A 17,667-nucleotide genomic window follows, 5' to 3' on the forward strand; every position below is an offset into this window, starting at 1 on the left:
GACCTGCATTCCCACGCTGGAGCGTGCGGAACGATAATCTCAACTATCGTGCGGCACTCCGCGTCGCATGCCTTTCCGGACGCTCCGCGTCCTCTTGCGACGCAGAGCGTCGAGACCTGCATTCCCACGCTGGAGCGTGCGGAACGATAATCTCAACTATCGTGCGGCGCTCCGCGTCGCATGCCTTTCCGGACGCTGCGCCAGAGCGTCGAGACCTGCATTCCCACGCTGGAGCGTGCGGAACGATAATCTCAACTATCGTACGGCGCTCCGCGTCGCATGCCTTTCCGGACGCTGCGCCAGAGCGTCGAGACCTGCATTCCCACGCTGGAGCGTGCGGAACGATAATCTCAACTATCGTGCGGCGCTCCGCGTCGCATGCCTTTCCGGACGCTGCGCCAGAGCGTCGAGACCTGCATTCCCACGCTGGAGCGTGCGGAACGATAATCTCAACTATCGTGCGGCACTCCGCGTCGCATGCCTTTCCGGACGCTCCGCGTCCTCATTGCGACGCAGAGCGTCGAGACCTGCATTCCCACGCTGGAGCGTGAGGAACGATAATCTCAACTATCGTGCGGCGCTCTGCGTCGCATGCCTTTCCGGACGCTCCGCGTCCTTTTTGCGACGCAGAGCGTCGAGACCTGCGTTCCCACGCTGGAGCGTGCGGAACGATAATCTCAACTATCGTGCGGCGCTCCGCGTCGAGACCTGTATTCCCACGCTGGAGCGTGAGGAACGATAATCTCAACTATCGTGCGGCGCTCCGCGTCGAGACCTGTATTCCCACGCTGGAGCGTGGGAACGATAATCGCAACTATCGTGCGGCGCTCCGCCCTACTTCTTCACGCCCAGCTTCTTCAATTCCTCATCACGCAGCTCGCGACGCAGGATCTTGCCGACGTTGGTAGTGGGCAGGACCTCCCGGAATTCCACGCTACGCGGCACCTTGTAGCCGGTCAGGTTGGCGCGCATGTGCTCCATGACCTGTTCCTTGGTGAGGGTAACGCCCGGTTTGGCCACGACGAAAACCTTGATGGTTTCGCCTGACTTCTCGTCCGGCACGCCGATCGCCGCGCATTGCAACACACCCGGGAGCGTGGCCAGCACGTCTTCAAGTTCGTTGGGGTATACATTGAAACCGGAGATCAGAATCATGTCTTTCTTGCGATCGACAATCCGGATGTAGCCATCGGGCTGGATGATCGCGATGTCACCGGTCTTGAGCCAGCCATCACTGTCGAGCATTTCATCGGTGGCTTCCTGGCGCTGCCAGTAGCCTTTCATGACCTGAGGGCCCTTGATGCACAACTCGCCGGTTTCACCGAACGCCAGCTCGTTGCCAGCATCGTCGATAACCTTGCACAGCGTCGACGGCACAGGAATACCGATAGTGCCCATCTGCACGTCTTTAGCGGGATTGACCGTAGCCACCGGGCTGGTCTCGGTCATGCCATAGCCTTCGCAGACCTGGCAGCCAGTGACCTGCTTCCAGCGTTCGGCAGCGGACTGCTGCAGGGCCATGCCGCCGGACAGGGTAACTTTCAACGCCGAAAAGTCGAGGTTGCGGAAACCCTCGTTATTGCATAAGGCCACAAACAGCGTGTTAAGGCCGACAAAGCCGCTGAACTTCCATTTCGAAAGCTCCTTGACCATCGCTGGCAGATCACGCGGGTTGCTGATCAGGATATTGTGATTGCCGAGCAGCATCATCGCCATGCAATGAAAGGTGAAGGCGTAGATGTGATACAGCGGCAGGGGCGTGATGATGATTTCACACCCGTCGCCAAGGTTTGAAGCCATCAGCGCCCGGCACTGCAACATGTTGGCGATCAGGTTGCGATGAGTCAGCATTGCGCCCTTGGCCACACCGGTGGTGCCGCCGGTGTATTGCAGCACAGCAACATCGGCGCTGCCGGGCGACACGTCGGTCACTGGCTGGCCACGCCCCTTGCCGAGAACATCGTTGAATTTGACGGCTTTGGGCAAGTGATAGGCCGGGACCATTTTCTTCACGTACTTGATGACGCTGTTGATCAGCAAACGCTTGAGCGGCGACAGCATGTCAGCCACTTCAGTGACGATGACATGCTTGATCTGCGTTTTGGGCACGACCTTTTCGGCCAGGTGCGCCATGTTTGCCAGACACACCAGCGCCTTGGCGCCGGAGTCGTTGAACTGGTGTTCCATTTCCCGCGCGGTGTACAGCGGGTTGGTGTTGACCACGATCAGCCCGGCGCGAATGGCACCGAAGACGGCAATCGGGTACTGCAACAGGTTGGGTAACTGCACAGCGATGCGATCACCCGGCTGCAGGTCGGTATGTTGCTGGATCCAGGCAGCGAACGCGCCGGACAGCTCATACAGTTCGCCGTAGGTGATGGTCTTGCCCAGATTGCTGAACGCCGGTTTGTCGGCGAAGCGTTGGCAGGACAGCTTCAGGACAGCCTGGACATTGGGATACTCGTCAGGATTGATATCGGCGGGGATACCAGACGGATATTTATCCTTCCAGAAGTTTTCAATCATTCAGTCGGCTCCGTAGCGATAGCGAATTCTTCACATCGCCTGAAGCGATGATTTTCTTGTGCTTGGAATTATGCAGTAGACGCTTTTTTCGCTTTATGACTGATCAAAAAGCGCGCCGAGAGTAGCAGCTTTGCCAAACGTCGACTAGAGGCTTAAGAAGGCCACGCAGTCATCAAAAAGACCATAATCTATAAATCAGTCATTTTTAAAACATTAAAAGAATATTAATAACCACCACGAAAGCACCGGAACAGAGCGGTCGCTCCCCATAATTAAGGGTTTTTCAAAAAACAAGACCCCGCATGCAGCAACCTGCAAACGGGGTCATGTACACAAATAGAGACGATTAGGTGACTCAGGCGATGTCACGAAGCTCCCGGCGCAAAATCTTGCCTACCGGCGTCATCGGTAACGATTCCCTCAGGACAATATGCCTGGGTACCTTGTAAGCCGTAAAATTCTCCTTGCAGAAGGCCTTGAGCTCTTCAACGCTCAACCCCGGCTCGCGCGCCACCACAAACAGTTTTACGGCCTCCCCCGAACGCTCGTCCGGCACACCGATACAGGCGCAGTTGGCGACTTTCGGGTGGGCCATGACCACGTCTTCGATTTCGTTGGGGTAAACGTTGAAGCCAGACACGATGATCAAGTCTTTCTTGCGGTCGACAATACTGACGAATCCGTCGGCACCAATCACCGCAATGTCACCAGTCTTGAACCAGCCTTGCGCATCCAGTGACTCGGCGGTGGCAGCCGGCTGGTTCCAGTAGCCCTTCATGACCTGCGGCCCTTGGATACACAGCTCGCCTCGCTCGCCGAAGGGCAATTCGGCACCGTCGTCGTCAATAACCTTCATCGCAGTGCCCGGCACCGGAATACCGACTGTACCCAGACGAGCCAGAGCACCGTAAGGATTGGCACTGGCGACAGGCGAAGTCTCAGTCAGGCCATAACCCTCGACGATTGTGCAGCCGGTGATCTGCGCCCAGCGCTCGGCCGTGGCCTTGACCAGCGCAGTACCACCGGAATTGGTGCTTTTCAGCGCCGAGAAATCCAGACTCCTGAACTGTGGATGATTCATGAGCGCCACGAACAGTGTGTTGAGGCCGATCATGGCGGTGAATTTCCACTTGCCCAGCTCCTTTATGAAGCCGCCGATATCGCGAGGGTTGGTAATCAGGATGTTGTGATTGCCGCTGATCATCATGCACATGCAGTTCGCCGTGAATGCATAGATGTGATAAAGCGGCAACGGCGCGATCATTACCTCTGTGCCCTCTTCAAACAGCGAGCCGCCTTCGGGACGCTGCTGGCGCATGCAGGCATAGACTTGCTGCATGTTGGCGACCAGATTGCCGTGAGTGAGCATCGCGCCCTTGGCCAGCCCCGTGGTGCCACCGGTGTATTGCAGCACAGCAACGTCGTCCAGACCTCGCGGTACGACCTGCATACGGCTATCACGCCCCAGGCGAAGCGCACGCTTGAAGCCAACGGCCTGAGGCAAATGGAATGACGGGACCAGCTTTTTGACCTTGTCGACGATGGTATTGACCAGCCATCCCTTGGCAGGTGACTGCATGTCGCCCATTTTCACTTCGATCAGGTGTTCGATTGCAGTGTCGGGGAGCACTTCCTGCACCAGCTTGCCGAACAAATTGAGGTACACCAGCGCCCTGGCACCAGAGTCCTTGAATTGATGGCGCATCTCGCGTGCGGTGTATAACGGATTGGTGTTGACCACGATCAGACCTGCACGCATCGCACCAAAGACGGCAATCGGGTATTGCAGGATATTGGGCATCTGTACGGCAATACGGTCACCCGGTACCAATTGTGTGTGCTGCTGCAGATAGCCTGCGAAAGCGGCAGAGTGACGCTCAAGTTCGGCGTAGGTCAGAGTCACGCCCATATTGCTGAATGCAGGTCGGTCCGCAAACTTTCTGCAGCAGCGCTCAAATACTTCAATGACCGACTGATAGGTCTGTAAGTCCACCTCGGAGTCGACACCTGCCGGACGCTTGTCATCCCAGAAATCACTTTGCATTATTTTTATCCTCTTCCCTGCGTAGGCCTGGCCCGACGTTAGCAGTTAAAACGTCTCAGGCAAATAATCGGCCGAGCGTCATCAGCAGCATGAATCTTGCCTCCGTTCAGACTGAAATCTGCCGACGACGATACACTTCCAATTGCAGATGGCCCGCTAATCAACAGGCTATCGATACCGCAACAGCAGTATTCTCATGACATTCGCTTATTATTTGCCTTGAATGTGATCCGGGCAGCCCCGGCAAGCGTCTGAATGATCTTGTCCGCGCAATGGCGGCGGCAGGTCATCAAGTGTTACAAATCAAGGCTAAGTCGGATTGCACGAACCGGCCCGCTTCAATCCATTTTTATTGTCAGGACAGCCACATGACTCAAGTCACCAACACGCCTTACGAAGCCCTTGAAGTCGGTCAGACCGCCAGCTATAGCAAGACAGTGGAAGAACGTGACATTCAACTGTTCGCCGCCATGTCCGGCGACCACAACCCGGTTCACCTGGACGCCGAATATGCCGCCAAGACCATGTTCAAGGAGCGCATCGCTCACGGCATGTTCAGTGGTGCGTTGATCAGTGCGGCCGTTGCGTGCGAGCTGCCTGGGCCGGGCACTATTTACATCGGTCAGCAGATGACTTTCCAGAAACCGGTAAAACTGGGCGACACCCTGACTGTGCGCCTGGAAATCCTGGAAAAACTGCCAAAGTTCCGAGTGCGCATCGCAACCCGCGTTTTCAATCAGAACGATGAGCTGGTTGTAGACGGCGAAGCCGAGATCCTCGCCCCGCGCAAGCAGCAGACGGTCGACCTGACCGTATTGCCCGAGATCACCTTCGGCTGATACCGCGCATGGGCGTGCGCCACACCATGCGCACGCCAGACTCGCCAGTGGCCTGAACAAAAAAATTCATGATGCATCCGGAACTGCTTTGCTGCGCTTTCCACTCAGGAAACCAGCGGCACTCTCTATCCGGATCACGAATTGTTCATCCTACAGGCGGGGAAATCAGCCATGAATATGATCAACAGAAACTATTACCCCGTCTCCGGGATTCCTGCGCAGGATGCCACTGCACAGACCGATCAAGCGCAGTCGCAAGGCCAAGGCATCAAGCCGGGCCACAATAGCAACCTGATCGACTTCGGCCTGACACAACAGGCCAATGGTCCGCACTCCTCGCTGAACACACTAAGCTCCAGAGTCCAGCCGACTGATACAAGCGCGTCTTCAAACATGCTGGGCGGTAACAGTGAGCAAGTACTGAACAAACTTGTGGAAGCCATTCGTAACTTCCTCAAGGAATTGTTCTCTCTCTTGCGCGGCAATCAGCAACAGGACGTTACGCCGCCTGCACAGACTCAACACGAACAGGCGCCGACGCTCGCTCAATCGCCCTCTTCCTCATCGTCATCGTCGCCTTCGACGCCTCAGGGCAACGCAGAAAAACCCTTTGTAGTGCAGAACGATCACCCTTCAGAAAAACCTGTATCACTGCAAAAAAATACAGAGTCGACGCCCACTACACCTTCACAAATAGCACCTTCACAAACACCACCGTCACACACTGCCCCCCGCACCGCCGAGCGAAGCAGTGCTCCTCCAGAGACACCGACCAGGCCCGATGCGGTAAAACCAGCAGTGGTCCATGAACCTGCGTTGCCGAAAACCTCGACCTCCACCACCGCCACACCGGATAACACGGTTAAAGCAGCAAAACCCGCCACACCGGCTGCGCACGGCCAGGGCGCGGACATGTCGGGCATCGTGGGTTTCGCCAAAGACGCTGGCACGACCGGCGGTAACGGCGGTCAAGTGGTCACTGTGAATACCGTGGCGGAACTCAAGAAAAACATGGAAGACGACACGGCTCGTACGGTGCGTCTGGGAGCCAACCTGTCTGCCGACAGCAAAGTGACCATCAATTTCGGAGCCAACAAAACCCTGTTGGGCACCGATAAGGGCAACACCCTGCACAATATCTATCTGGCCAGTGGCAAAACCGCGAGCAATGATATTTTCCAGAACCTCAACTTCAACCATGACAGCCGTTACCGTGAAAACGGTGACATGCAGATGTTCATCAGCAGCGGCAAGAAGTACTGGATCGATCAGAACACCTACACAGGCACCAAGGATCAGAACCCCAAAGGGCTGGATAAGCTGCTCTACGTTGGCGGGACGGCAGATAATGTCAGCCTGACCAATTCAAAGTTTCAGAACAACGAATATGGGGTGATTCTGGGCCAGCCCGATGATTCTGCGGCGGCCAAAGCCGCCTACAAGGGTTATCCGCAAATGACCATTGCCAACAACGTCTTCAGCAACCTGGATGTCCGGGCCCCCGGCCTGATGCGTCACGGGCAATTTGACGTGTTCAATAACTCCATCGACAAATTCCACCTCGGCTTCACTGCGACGGGGGATGCAACGATTCTGTCGCAGTCCAACTATTTCGCAAAAGGCGTGGATGTCTCCAACAAGGCAAGTAACTCCGGCGTGCTGGATGACTACGGCGACGCCCACTTCAAAGACATCGGCAGTAACGTCAGTTTCACTCAGAAATCACCGCTGACCGCTTGGTCACCGAGCTATAACCGGGACGTGAAAACAGCCGAAGAGGCCAGAGCCTACAACCTGACTCATGCCGGCGCAAAAACAGTGGCCTAAAGGCCTGGGTTGAAATACGGACGAAAAAAAGGGCGACCTGGGTCGCCCGAAATGCCTTGCGTGCTCACTGACAGAATGACTGGCCCTGGCCAGTCGTTCTTTTTTGTGCCGCCGATACCGAGCTGGCGACGACTGGCTGGTCGTCGTGTTGCGCCGTATTCGATGGCATCAGGTTAAACGCAGCTGCACGAGGGCACCTTGATCCAGATCAATGATGCAGAAAGGAGTTATCAGCGTTTTTTAGGCTTTTTCTTTGGCTTTTTGCTGCTTAAAGGCATCGCCTGTTCGAAGGCGTTGCGCACTTCGTTGAGGCGTTTGTCGTTCAAATCGTGAACGCGTCTGGCGCGCTCTGCGCCCAGGTCGATCAATTTTTCATCGTCGCTCATGGCTTGCCGCTCTCGAACACTGGAAATCAATGCCAATAATGCTTAATCGCAGCGGCCATGACCAGCGAAGAACCAGGCTTTCCCGCTTATCAGATCTGAATATCCACCCAGAGACCCTGACGCGGCTCGTCGTCGATGAGCGGTACGACAGGAACGGTGTTGTCAGCGTTCAGAGAATCCCCTGGAACGACCAACCCCTGATATTCCTCGGCCTCTTCAGAGGTTCGACCCTGCTGCTGTTGCTGACGCTGCTGTTCTTCGCGCAACAGCAACGCGCTGCGTTCGGTATCTTCGTTGCGCAGGTCGATGGAGGTCTCGTTGGAGCTTTGCTGCACCGGTGCGACAGGCGGGATGTCCGGCATGCGTTTGGCCGGGTCCATCTGTGATGTCACAGGCACCACACTTAGCGGAAGCATAGGTTGCAGCATGGTTTTATCTCCTCTTACCGGGGTGTCGGCCGTGCACGAGGCAACTTGAACCGGGCTAAAATAGTCAGCAAATGTTTATAAGATCTTTTTCGACCGCTGACAGTGAAATTAGTGTCATGGAACTAAAAATTCGATGGGTTATCAGCGCTGAAGATGAGTTTTTTCACGCTGCCTTTGGCCTTCGGTGCGCGTTCCGTTAACATACTCAGCTTTTTCAAGCGGGAGACAGGCAGCATGGCGCAGCAGTATCAACCGGGGCAACGCTGGATTAGTGACAGCGAAGCCGAGCTGGGTTTAGGCACCGTTCTGGCACAGGACGGCCGCTTGTTGACCGTGCTCTATCCGGCCACTGGCGAAACACGTCAGTACGCACTGCGTAATGCGCCGCTGACCCGCGTGCGCTTCTCCCCAGGCGATGTGATCACACATTTCGAAAACTGGAAGATGACCGTACGCGAAGTCGACGATGTCGATGGCCTGCTGGTCTACCACGGCCTGAACGCGCAGAACGAAGTGGTGACACTGCCGGAAACCCAGCTGTCGAACTTCATCCAGTTCCGTCTGGCTACCGACCGTCTGTTCGCTGGCCAGATCGACCAGTTGTCCTGGTTCTCGTTGCGCTACAACACGCTGGAGCACACCAGCCGCCAATTGCAGTCCTCGCTGTGGGGCCTGGGTGGCGTGCGGGCACAGCCTATCGCCCACCAGTTGCACATCGCTCGCGAAGTCGCGGACCGTATCGCGCCGCGCGTTCTGCTGGCCGACGAAGTGGGTCTGGGCAAAACCATCGAAGCCGGTCTGGTAATCCATCGCCAACTGCTGTCGGGGCGCGCCAGCCGCGTGCTGATCCTGGTCCCGGAAAACCTCCAGCACCAGTGGCTGGTGGAAATGCGTCGCCGCTTCAACCTGCAGGTCGCGCTGTTCGACGCCGAGCGCTTCATGGAAAGCGATGCAGGCAACCCGTTCGAAGACACCCAGCTTGCACTGGTTGCCCTGGAATGGCTGGTCGAAGACGAAAAAGCCCAGGACGCCCTGTTTGCAGCAGGCTGGGACCTGATGGTAGTCGACGAAGCGCACCATCTGGTCTGGCACGAAGACAAGGCCAGCCGCGAATACTCGCTGGTCGAGCAACTGGCCGAAGTCATTGCCGGCGTACTGCTGCTGACCGCGACCCCGGAGCAACTGGGTCAGGACAGCCACTTCGCCCGCCTGCGCCTGCTGGACCCGAACCGCTTCCACGACCTCAAGGCCTTCCGCGCCGAAAGCGAGAACTACCGCCCGGTGGCTCAGGCCGTTCAGGAGCTGCTCGACAAGGGCAAGCTGTCCGCTGCGGCTCAGAAAACCATTCATGGCTTCCTGGGTGCCGAAGGCGATTCCCTGCTGGCAGCCGTGAATACCGGCGACGACGAAGCCAAGGCGCGCCTGATTCGCGAACTGCTGGACCGTCACGGCACCGGCCGCGTGCTGTTCCGCAACACCCGTGCCGCCGTGCAGGGCTTCCCGGAGCGCAAGCTGCATCAATACCCGCTGCCCTGCCCTGTGGAATACCTTGAGTTGCCGGTTGGCGAACACGCCGACCTTTACCCGGAAGTCAGCTTCCAGTCGCAGTCGGAAGTCAGCGAAGAAGAGCGCTGGTGGCGCTTCGACCCACGCGTCGACTGGCTGATCGACACGCTAAAAATGCTCAAGCGCGTCAAGGTGCTGGTCATCTGCGCCCACGCCGAAACCGCCATGGACCTGGAAGACGCACTACGCGTACGTTCCGGCATTCCGGCCACGGTCTTCCACGAGGGTATGAACATCCTTGAGCGCGACCGCGCGGCTGCTTATTTTGCGGACGAAGAATTCGGCGCTCAGGTCCTGATCTGCTCGGAAATCGGCAGCGAAGGCCGCAACTTCCAGTTCTCTCACCATCTGGTGCTGTTCGACCTGCCGTCGCACCCGGACCTGCTGGAGCAGCGTATCGGGCGTCTGGACCGGATCGGCCAGAAGCACACCATCGAGCTGCACGTACCCTTCCTGGAAACCAGCCCGCAGGCACGCCTGTTCCAGTGGTATCACGAGGCGCTCAATGCGTTCCTCAATACCTGCCCGACCGGCAACGCCCTGCAGCATCAGTTCGGCCCGCGCCTGCTGCCGCTGCTGGAAAGCGGTGACGACGACGAGTGGCAAAGTCTGATCGACGAAGCCCGCACCGAGCGTGAACGCCTGGAAAGCGAACTGCACACCGGTCGCGACCGCTTGCTGGAACTCAATTCCGGCGGCGCCGGCGAAGGCGAAGCGCTGGTTGAAGCCATTCTGGAACAGGACGATCAGTTCAGCCTGCCGATCTACATGGAAACCCTGTTTGACGCCTTTGGCATCGACAGCGAAGACCATTCGGAAAACGCTCTGATCCTCAAGCCAAGCGAGAAAATGCTCGACGCCAGCTTCCCGCTCGGCGACGACGAAGGCGTGACCATCACCTACGACCGCAATCAGGCGCTGTCTCGCGAAGACATGCAGTTCATCACCTGGGAGCACCCGATGGTTCAGGGCGGTATGGACCTCGTGCTGTCCGGCTCGATGGGCAACACCGCCGTGGCACTGATCAAGAACAAGGCGCTCAAGCCGGGCACTGTCCTGCTGGAACTGATCTACGTCAGCGAAGTGGTTGCTCCTCGCTCGTTGCAGCTGGGGCGCTACCTGCCTCCTGCCGCGTTGCGTTGCCTGCTCGACGCCAATGGCAACGATCTGTCGAGCCGTGTGTCGTTCAACACCCTCAATGATCAGCTCGAAAGCGTGCCTCGTGCCAGCGCCAACAAGTTCATCCAGGCGCAACGTGACCAGTTGACCCCGAGAATCAATGCGGGCGAAGAGAAAATCACCCCAAGACACGCAGAACGCGTGGCCGAAGCACAGCGTCGTCTGGCAGCCGACACTGAAGAGGAACTGGCTCGCCTGACGGCATTGCAAGCGGTCAACCCGACCGTGCGCGACAGTGAACTGGTCGCCCTGCGCAGCCAGCGCGAACAAGGCCTGGCCATGCTTGAAAAAGCAGCCCTGCGCCTGGAAGCGATCCGGGTACTGGTTGCGGGTTGAAGCCTTGATACGCTCCGCGTCCGGTCTTGCGTGTGCAGTGCGGCGCAGATTTGTGACGCGGAGCGTCACGCACGGCATTCCCACGCTGGAGCGTGCGGAACGATGACCTTAACTATCGTGCGACGCTCTGCGTCGCATGCCGTTCTGGACGCTCTGCGTCCGATCTTGCGTGTGCAGTGCGGCGCAGATTTGTGACGCAGAGCGTCACGCACGGCATTCCCACGCTGGAGCGTGCGGAACGATGACCTTAACTATCGTGCGACGCTCTGCGTCGCATGCCGTTCTGGACGCTCTGCGTCCGATCTTGCGTGTGCAGTGCGGCGCAGATTTGTGACGCAGAGCGTCACGCACGACATTCACACGCTGGAGCGTGCGGAACGATGACCTTAACTATCGTGCGACGCTCTGCGTCGCATGCCGTTCTGGACGCTCTGCGTCCGATCTTGCGTGTGCAGTGCGGCGCAGATTTGTGACGCAGAGCGTCACGCACGGCATTCCCACGCGGGAGCGTGAGGAACGATAATCCAACTCTGCGTCCGTTCTTGCATCAGCACGATCACTGCCTGGCCACCACAATTCCCTGCGCCAACTCCTCCACCGGCTCGTCAGCCGCCATTCTCGCCTTCATCCGCTCGGCATCCCGGCTGAAACAGCGCGAAGCCTGATACAGGAACAGCAAGGTCAGAAACAGCGCTGCCGGGATCAGGTACATGGCATCGTGCAAACCGATGGCTTTAAAGCTTTCGCTCATCACCTCGACACCTGCAACGCCCATCGCAGCATGGGCAAAGTGATCAGACAGCAAACCGACCACCACCGGCCCCAGCCCTCCACCCAGCAAATAAAGCCCGGCAAAGAACAGCGCCATGGCCGTGGCCCGCAGGCGCGGTTCGATTACGTCCTGAATAGCGGTGTAGACGCAGGTATAGAAGTTGTAAGCGAACAGCCAGCCCAGACTGAACACCCCCACGAACACACCGATCCCGATCTGCCCTGCATGCAGCGCATAGCCTGTGGCCAGTGCGGCGATCAACATGCTGATGGTCGCAAACAACAGCCGTCCATTGGAAAAGCGCTGGTGCAGTTTGTCGGCTATCCAGCCCCCAAGCGTCAGACCGATCAGCCCGGTTACGCCGACAATAACCCCGGTCGCCACTGCAGCTTCCTGCAAGGGCAGCAGAAAATAGCGCTGCAGCATCGGCACCATGAATGAATTGCAGGCGTAAGTCGCAAAGTTGAAGGTCAGACCGCCCAGCACCAGCCAACGAAAGGTCGGAATCGACAGCACACGGCGGATCGGCTTTTCAATCTTCGCCTCTGACATCCGCACGCTTTCAGCCGCGCCGCGCCTGGGCTCCTTGATGAAAAAGATGAACACGGCCAGCAACAGACCAGGAACCGCAGCGATAAAGAACGGTGCGCGCCAGCTGTCAAACGCCTTGACCATAGCGCCGATGGTAAAGAACGCCAGTAGCAGCCCCAACGGCAGACCCAGCATGAAAAGCCCCATGGCCCGCGCACGCCGATGGGCTGGAAACAGATCACCGATCAGTGAGTTGGCAGCAGGCGCGTAGCTGGCCTCACCTATGCCGACGCCCATGCGCACCAGCAGGAAGGTCCAGAAACTGCCCACCATGCCATTAACCGCAGTCAACCCGCTCCAGACCGCCAGACCGCAGCCCATGAGCTTCTTGCGCGACCCGTTGTCGGCCATGCGCCCCAATGGCAGACCAGCGAAAGCGTAGACCAGCGTGAATGCGGTCCCCAGCAACCCCAGTTGAAAGTCACTCAAATGCCATTCCAGACGAATGGGCTCGACGATAATCGCCGGGATGGTGCGATCAAAGAAGTTGAACAGATTGGCCAGAAAAAACAGGAACAGCACGCGCCAGGCATTGGCAGCCTGAGTAGCGTTTTCAGCCTGGAGCGTGTTCATAAGGCATCCATCCCTTGACTCTCAGTCACTTCAATCTAGAAGCAGAAGCGCTATCTGTCTGTAAACATTCGTAACTACGCATAGGACATGATGGCCTTTTATAACTATTCGTTATTGAGTCAATATCAAAATGGCCGCTCGCAGGGGTGGCAGGTTGTAAACAGCTTCTATACTCAGCTCAAATCGCCAGGTCCTGAGGCTTGGCGCTCTTGTAGTGAGAATAGGGCGCGCTATGGAGTGGCTGGGTTTGAACGTATTCGCTGGCCTCCCAGCGGACGGGCAATTATTAATCGACTGCAGTCATAACCTGTTTCTGGTAGCGCTGGCTTACGGTGTGGCTTGCGCCGCATCCTTCGCCACGCTGGATATTGCCGACCGCGTCATTCAGGTCGACGCCATCAAGAGCCGTCGCCTGTGGAAAGCACTGGGCGCGTTATGCCTGGCGGGCGGCGTGTGGGCGATGCATTTCATCAGCATGCTGGCGTTTGAGGCCCCGCTGAAAATCTCTTACGACCTGACAGTCACGCTGGCTTCCCTGCTGATCGTGCTGATCACTGCACTGGTGGCCATGAGAGCCCTGACCATCCCTGAGCTGACGCTCAGGCGCTGTCTGATCAGTTCGCTGGTCATGGGGACCGGCATCAGTGTCATGCACTATCTGGGCATGTCGGCGATGCGCTCCGCTGCCACGCAGTACTACGAACCACGGATGTTCGCGCTGTCGATCGTGGTTGCCGTCCTTTCCAGCATTGCTCTGCTGACACTGTCCCGGCATCTGCGTCAGTACAACGGCATGTTTCATCAGATGTTCCGCTACGGGGTGAGTCTTCTGCTGGGTGCGGGTTTGCTGACCATGCACTTGATGGGCATGAGGGCACTGCGACTGGTCATGCCCGAAGGCGCTGCGCTGCACATCCCCGGCACCGAAAACAGCCAGCAGCTTGGGCTTACCATTGCCGCCATCACCCTGCTTATCATCGCCGGCAGCATCAGCGCGGCAATGGCCGACAAGAAACTGCAGGGCAAGGAGCACGACCTGCAACGCGTCAACGCGCTGCTCAGCCAGCTGGATCAGGCCCGCGTCTCGCTTCAGCAGGTGGCCCATTACGACCCGTTGACCAACCTGATCAACCGCCGGGGCTTCAATCAGATATTTGCCGAAAAGCTGCAGGAGCACACCTACAACAACGGCATGCTTGCAGTGATGTTTCTGGACATCGACCACTTCAAGCGCATTAACGACAGTCTGGGCCATGACGCCGGTGACGAACTGCTCAAGGTGATTGCCGAACGCATCCGCAGCGCCACCCGTGTGCAAGACGTGGTCTCCCGTTTCGGCGGCGATGAATTCTGCATCCTGCTCAGCATTCCGGACTACGAAGAGGCACGACACCTGGCCTATCGGGTCATGCAAAAAATGAAGGAAACCATCGCGCTGGCAGGAAGGCGCATGGTCATGACGACCAGTATCGGTATCGCCGTGTTCCCGCGTGACGGTTCAACCTGCGATGAACTGCTCAAACACGCAGACCTCGCGCTTTACCAGTCCAAGGGCAACGGACGCAACAGGGTCAATTTCTTCAGCCCCGCGCTCAAGACCAGGGCCAGCCTGGAACTGCATCTGGAGGAGGAACTGCGCAATGCCCTGCGCGAAGAGACCGGTCTGCAGGTCTATTATCAGCCTATCGTCGACATGCATACTGGCCACGTTGCCAAGCTGGAGGCACTGGTGCGCTGGAATCACCCGCAACACGGTTTGCTGGCTCCCGGGCGCTTCATCGGCATTGCCGAGGCCAACGGGCTGATCGCCGAGCTGGATAACTGGGTGCTGCGCCGCGCCTGTCACGACCTGCGCACACTGCGTCAGGAAGGGCTGGAACAGCTGATCATCACAGTCAACTGCTCGGCACTCACGCTGGGCCGCGACGAACTGGTCGAAGAGGTCGAGCAGGCACTGGCCGACGCCGACGTTGCACCTGGCCGACTGGAACTGGAGGTGACCGAAAATGCGTTGATGGGCAATATCAGCAATACCATTCTGATGCTCAAGCACATTCGCAGCCTGGGGGTCTCCCTGTCGATTGACGACTTCGGCACCGGCTACTCATCGCTTGCCTATCTCAAGCGGCTGCCACTGGACACGCTGAAGATCGATCGATCATTCATCATTGATATTCCCCAATCTCCACAGGATATGGAAATCGTCCAGGCGATTCTCGTCATGGCTCATACCCTGCACCTGAAAGTCGTCACGGAAGGCGTGGAAACCCCGGCTCAACTTGAGTTTCTCAGCCGATTCGGCAGTGATTACGTACAAGGCTATCTGTTCAGCAAGCCTCAGCCACTGGAGCGAATCCTGCCCCTTGCCAGACAGATGAACGAGCGCGAACCGACTACCCGTTGGTCTGCCCTGCCACCACCGCACATGCACGGCCCGGACATCGACGTTTCAGAACCTGCCGATGTGTTTGCCGACCTGACCGACAATGACGAATTTGCCAGTCACAGGCCCGTCCGTACCTGACGCTACGCTTTGTAGTCACTGGTCGGCAGGTGTGGTTTTACGCTACGTCGACGCCGGGACAGTTACCTTCCAACTCACTCCGGCAAATCGTCAGGCACCTAAATGGTGCGCAAATCAATCCTGCGCTCTGTTTTGAATCAGAACCCAAGGTGCCACCACTACAGCCCAGAGCGAAGGATCGGTCTCCACCAGCTCAAGCGCCTTGCTTTCCGAGACCTTGCCGACCTGTCCTTCAGCCAGCCATGCAGACACCCTCACTGCATCATTTTCGGCCACGGCCTCGGCAACTTCGATCAAATCCAGAGGCAGTTCGACCCACAACAGGGCACCCTTGGCAAAGAATGGTTGCAATTCAGTCCAGGTGATTGATGCGGTTTCGCCAAGCAGTTTGGCATAGAGGGTGCTAGGTTCTTGCGTCATGGGTTTCACCAGAAAGAAAATCGGCGCAATGATAGCGCCGACTTTCCCATCGGCAAGCCCAGAAGCAGGTGATTTATCGCGGGAAAGTGCAGATAACCTTATGGATCTGAAGCGATTTCAGGGCCTCAGGCGGTTTGATTCTGTAACTTTCTTTCGATTAAGCGACACGCATCGGTTTGTCCCCAAACGCCCGGCTTTCCAAGCCAACGAGCGGCACTCTAAACTGTTCCGGTACAGTTGGCGGCGTGGGAGAACCGGTGATCGAATCCGGTCCTGGAGCCTTGGCCATCAGGATTATAAAAACTACAACGCAAGAGTGGAGCATCATGACTAAGGGTACCAATAAGCTTTCAAGGCTGTTTGCCGCACTGGTTATGGCGGGGGTTGCCAGCCATTCGTTCGCAGCTGACACCATCAAGATCGGCATCGCCGGCCCCAAGACCGGCCCGGTTGCCGAATACGGCACCATGCAGTTCAACGGTGCCAAAATGGCCATCGAGCAGATCAACGCCAAAGGCGGCGTGGATGGCAAAAAGCTTGAAGCCGTCGAATACGATGACGCCTGCGATCCGAAACAGGCCGTTGCGGTCGCCAACAAGGTGGTCAACGACGGCGTGAAATACGTGGTCGGTCACCTGTGCTCCAGCTCCGCCCAGCCAGCGTCCGACGTTTACGAAGACGAAGGCATCATCATGGTGACCCCGGCTGCCACCAGCCCGGAAATCACCGCACGCGGCTACAAACTGGTATTCCGCACCATCGGTCTCGACAGCGCCCAGGGCCCGGCCGCAGGCAACTACATTGCCGACGTCGCCAAGCCGAAAATCGTTGCTGTGATTCACGACAAGCAGCAGTACGGCGAAGGTATCGCGACAGCAGTCAAGCAGACGCTGGAGAAAAAAGGCGTCAAGGTTGCTCTGTTCGAAGGTATCAACGCAGGTGACAAGGACTTCTCGTCGCTGATTGCCAAACTCAAGCAAGCCAACGTCGACTTCGTCTACTACGGCGGCTACCACCCGGAGCTGGGTCAGATCCTGCGCCAGTCCAAGGAAAAAGGCCTGAACGCGAAGTTCATGGGCCCTGAAGGCGTCGGCAACGAGTCCATCTCGCAGATCGCCGGCGATGCTTCGGAAGGCCTGCTGGTCACCCTGCCAAAATCCTTCGACCAGGACCCGGCCAACCAGGCGCTGACCGAAGCCTTCAAGGCCAAGAAAGAAGACCCGAGCGGCCCGTTCGTCTACCCGTCCTACTCCGCCGTTCAGGTCATTGCTGATGGCATCGCCGCCGCCAAGTCTGAAGACACCGCCAAGGTGGCTGCTGCCATCCATGCTGGCACCTTCAAGACCCCGATGGGCGAGCTGAGCTACGACGACAAAGGCGATCTGAAGAACTTCCAGTTCGTGGTTTACGAGTGGCACTTCGGCAAACCCAAGACCGAAGCCGCCAAATAAGCTGCTTGCGTTAACCCTCAAAGCCCACTGCCAGCGCAGTGGGCTTTGTTTTACGAATCCAGGCCCGTACGCACATTTCGGCGACCCGAACTGCATGCACGAGGCCCCCTGAAAATCTTAAAACCGTCAACAGCGGTTCCCTGACAGCGCGACAGGCTACGCATCGACAGAATGCCACCCCGGCGCAGGTCAGAGAAATGCAGAT

At 57.7% G+C, this 17,667-nt stretch carries 11 protein-coding genes and 1 pseudogene; 6 read left to right on the forward strand and 6 right to left on the reverse strand.

Translation table 11 applies throughout. The features are described from left to right. Positions 1-834: 834 nt before the first annotated feature. Complete coding sequence (fadD1, locus tag RYA97_RS10940) at positions 835-2,526, reverse strand: long-chain-fatty-acid--CoA ligase FadD1 (protein WP_004657538.1); 1,692 nt, start codon at positions 2,524-2,526, stop codon at positions 835-837. Positions 2,527-2,881: 355 nt separating this feature from the next. Continuing rightward, positions 2,882-4,570 (reverse strand): long-chain-fatty-acid--CoA ligase FadD2, encoded by a 1,689-nt coding sequence (gene fadD2, locus RYA97_RS10945; protein WP_117140189.1) that lies wholly within the window; start codon positions 4,568-4,570, stop codon positions 2,882-2,884. 368 nt (positions 4,571-4,938) lie between these two features. On the opposite strand from fadD2, the gene RYA97_RS10950 reads away from it, so the two are divergent. Both RYA97_RS10950 and RYA97_RS10955 read left to right on the forward strand, forming a co-directional pair. Beyond that, positions 4,939-5,409, forward strand: a complete 471-nt coding sequence (locus RYA97_RS10950; RefSeq protein ID WP_005743244.1) for a MaoC family dehydratase — start codon at positions 4,939-4,941, stop codon at positions 5,407-5,409. Between the two features lie 171 nt (positions 5,410-5,580). Beyond that, positions 5,581-7,236: a type III helper protein HopAK1 gene (locus RYA97_RS10955; RefSeq protein WP_230016691.1), complete on the forward strand. Its 1,656-nt coding sequence runs from the start codon at positions 5,581-5,583 to the stop codon at positions 7,234-7,236. A 230-nt stretch (positions 7,237-7,466) separates the two neighbouring features. Here the strand turns inward: RYA97_RS10955 and RYA97_RS10960 are convergent, their stop codons facing one another. Both RYA97_RS10960 and RYA97_RS10965 read right to left on the reverse strand, forming a co-directional pair. Continuing rightward, positions 7,467-7,622, reverse strand: coding sequence for a hypothetical protein (locus tag RYA97_RS10960; RefSeq protein WP_005743242.1), 156 nt, complete (start codon positions 7,620-7,622; stop codon positions 7,467-7,469). An 89-nt stretch (positions 7,623-7,711) separates the two neighbouring features. Further along, the gene (locus tag RYA97_RS10965) at positions 7,712-8,050 is read right to left on the reverse strand and encodes a hypothetical protein (RefSeq protein WP_005743241.1); all 339 of its coding nucleotides are present in this window, start codon (positions 8,048-8,050) and stop codon (positions 7,712-7,714) included. A 234-nt stretch (positions 8,051-8,284) separates the two neighbouring features. On the opposite strand from RYA97_RS10965, the gene rapA reads away from it, so the two are divergent. Beyond that, positions 8,285-11,131: an RNA polymerase-associated protein RapA gene (rapA, locus tag RYA97_RS10970; protein WP_005732270.1), complete on the forward strand. Its 2,847-nt coding sequence runs from the start codon at positions 8,285-8,287 to the stop codon at positions 11,129-11,131. A gap of 556 nt (positions 11,132-11,687) precedes the next feature. On the opposite strand, the gene RYA97_RS10975 is transcribed toward rapA, so the two are convergent. Then, positions 11,688-13,067 (reverse strand): MFS transporter, encoded by a 1,380-nt coding sequence (locus tag RYA97_RS10975; protein ID WP_316892290.1) that lies wholly within the window; start codon positions 13,065-13,067, stop codon positions 11,688-11,690. 232 nt (positions 13,068-13,299) lie between these two features. Between RYA97_RS10975 and RYA97_RS10980 the strand changes: the two genes are divergently transcribed. Continuing rightward, positions 13,300-15,591: a putative bifunctional diguanylate cyclase/phosphodiesterase gene (locus RYA97_RS10980; RefSeq protein WP_005743237.1), complete on the forward strand. Its 2,292-nt coding sequence runs from the start codon at positions 13,300-13,302 to the stop codon at positions 15,589-15,591. 114 nt (positions 15,592-15,705) lie between these two features. Here RYA97_RS10980 and RYA97_RS10985 read toward each other — a convergent pair whose 3' ends face one another. Continuing rightward, positions 15,706-16,011, reverse strand: a complete 306-nt coding sequence (locus RYA97_RS10985) for a DUF2288 domain-containing protein (protein ID WP_002554802.1) — start codon at positions 16,009-16,011, stop codon at positions 15,706-15,708. Here RYA97_RS10985 and RYA97_RS10990 point away from each other — a divergent pair. Beyond that, a pseudogene (locus tag RYA97_RS10990) lies at positions 16,010-16,261 on the forward strand (hypothetical protein); the annotation flags it as partial. The gene RYA97_RS10985 and the pseudogene RYA97_RS10990 overlap by 2 nt on opposite strands. 76 nt (positions 16,262-16,337) lie before the next feature. Beyond that, the gene (locus RYA97_RS10995; RefSeq protein WP_002554803.1) at positions 16,338-17,462 is read left to right on the forward strand and encodes a branched-chain amino acid ABC transporter substrate-binding protein; all 1,125 of its coding nucleotides are present in this window, start codon (positions 16,338-16,340) and stop codon (positions 17,460-17,462) included. The last annotated feature ends 205 nt before the right edge of the window (positions 17,463-17,667 follow it).

The sequence above is a fragment of the Pseudomonas syringae group sp. 26L6 genome (assembly GCF_032587815.1).
Taxonomy (GTDB): Bacteria; Pseudomonadota; Gammaproteobacteria; order Pseudomonadales; family Pseudomonadaceae; genus Aquipseudomonas; species Aquipseudomonas amygdali.

Coding starts and splice junctions, on each gene's coding strand:
- fadD1 (WP_004657538.1), bottom strand. CDS start 2,526: ATGATTGAAAACTTCTGGAAGGATAAATATCCGTCTGGTATCCCCGCC.
- RYA97_RS10975 (WP_316892290.1), bottom strand. CDS start 13,067: ATGAACACGCTCCAGGCTGAAAACGCTACTCAGGCTGCCAATGCCTGG.
- RYA97_RS10980 (WP_005743237.1), top strand. CDS start 13,300: ATGGAGTGGCTGGGTTTGAACGTATTCGCTGGCCTCCCAGCGGACGGG.
- RYA97_RS10965 (WP_005743241.1), bottom strand. CDS start 8,050: ATGCTGCAACCTATGCTTCCGCTAAGTGTGGTGCCTGTGACATCACAG.
- RYA97_RS10985 (WP_002554802.1), bottom strand. CDS start 16,011: ATGACGCAAGAACCTAGCACCCTCTATGCCAAACTGCTTGGCGAAACC.
- RYA97_RS10995 (WP_002554803.1), top strand. CDS start 16,338: ATGACTAAGGGTACCAATAAGCTTTCAAGGCTGTTTGCCGCACTGGTT.
- RYA97_RS10950 (WP_005743244.1), top strand. CDS start 4,939: ATGACTCAAGTCACCAACACGCCTTACGAAGCCCTTGAAGTCGGTCAG.
- fadD2 (WP_117140189.1), bottom strand. CDS start 4,570: ATGCAAAGTGATTTCTGGGATGACAAGCGTCCGGCAGGTGTCGACTCC.
- RYA97_RS10955 (WP_230016691.1), top strand. CDS start 5,581: ATGAATATGATCAACAGAAACTATTACCCCGTCTCCGGGATTCCTGCG.
- RYA97_RS10960 (WP_005743242.1), bottom strand. CDS start 7,622: ATGAGCGACGATGAAAAATTGATCGACCTGGGCGCAGAGCGCGCCAGA.
- rapA (WP_005732270.1), top strand. CDS start 8,285: ATGGCGCAGCAGTATCAACCGGGGCAACGCTGGATTAGTGACAGCGAA.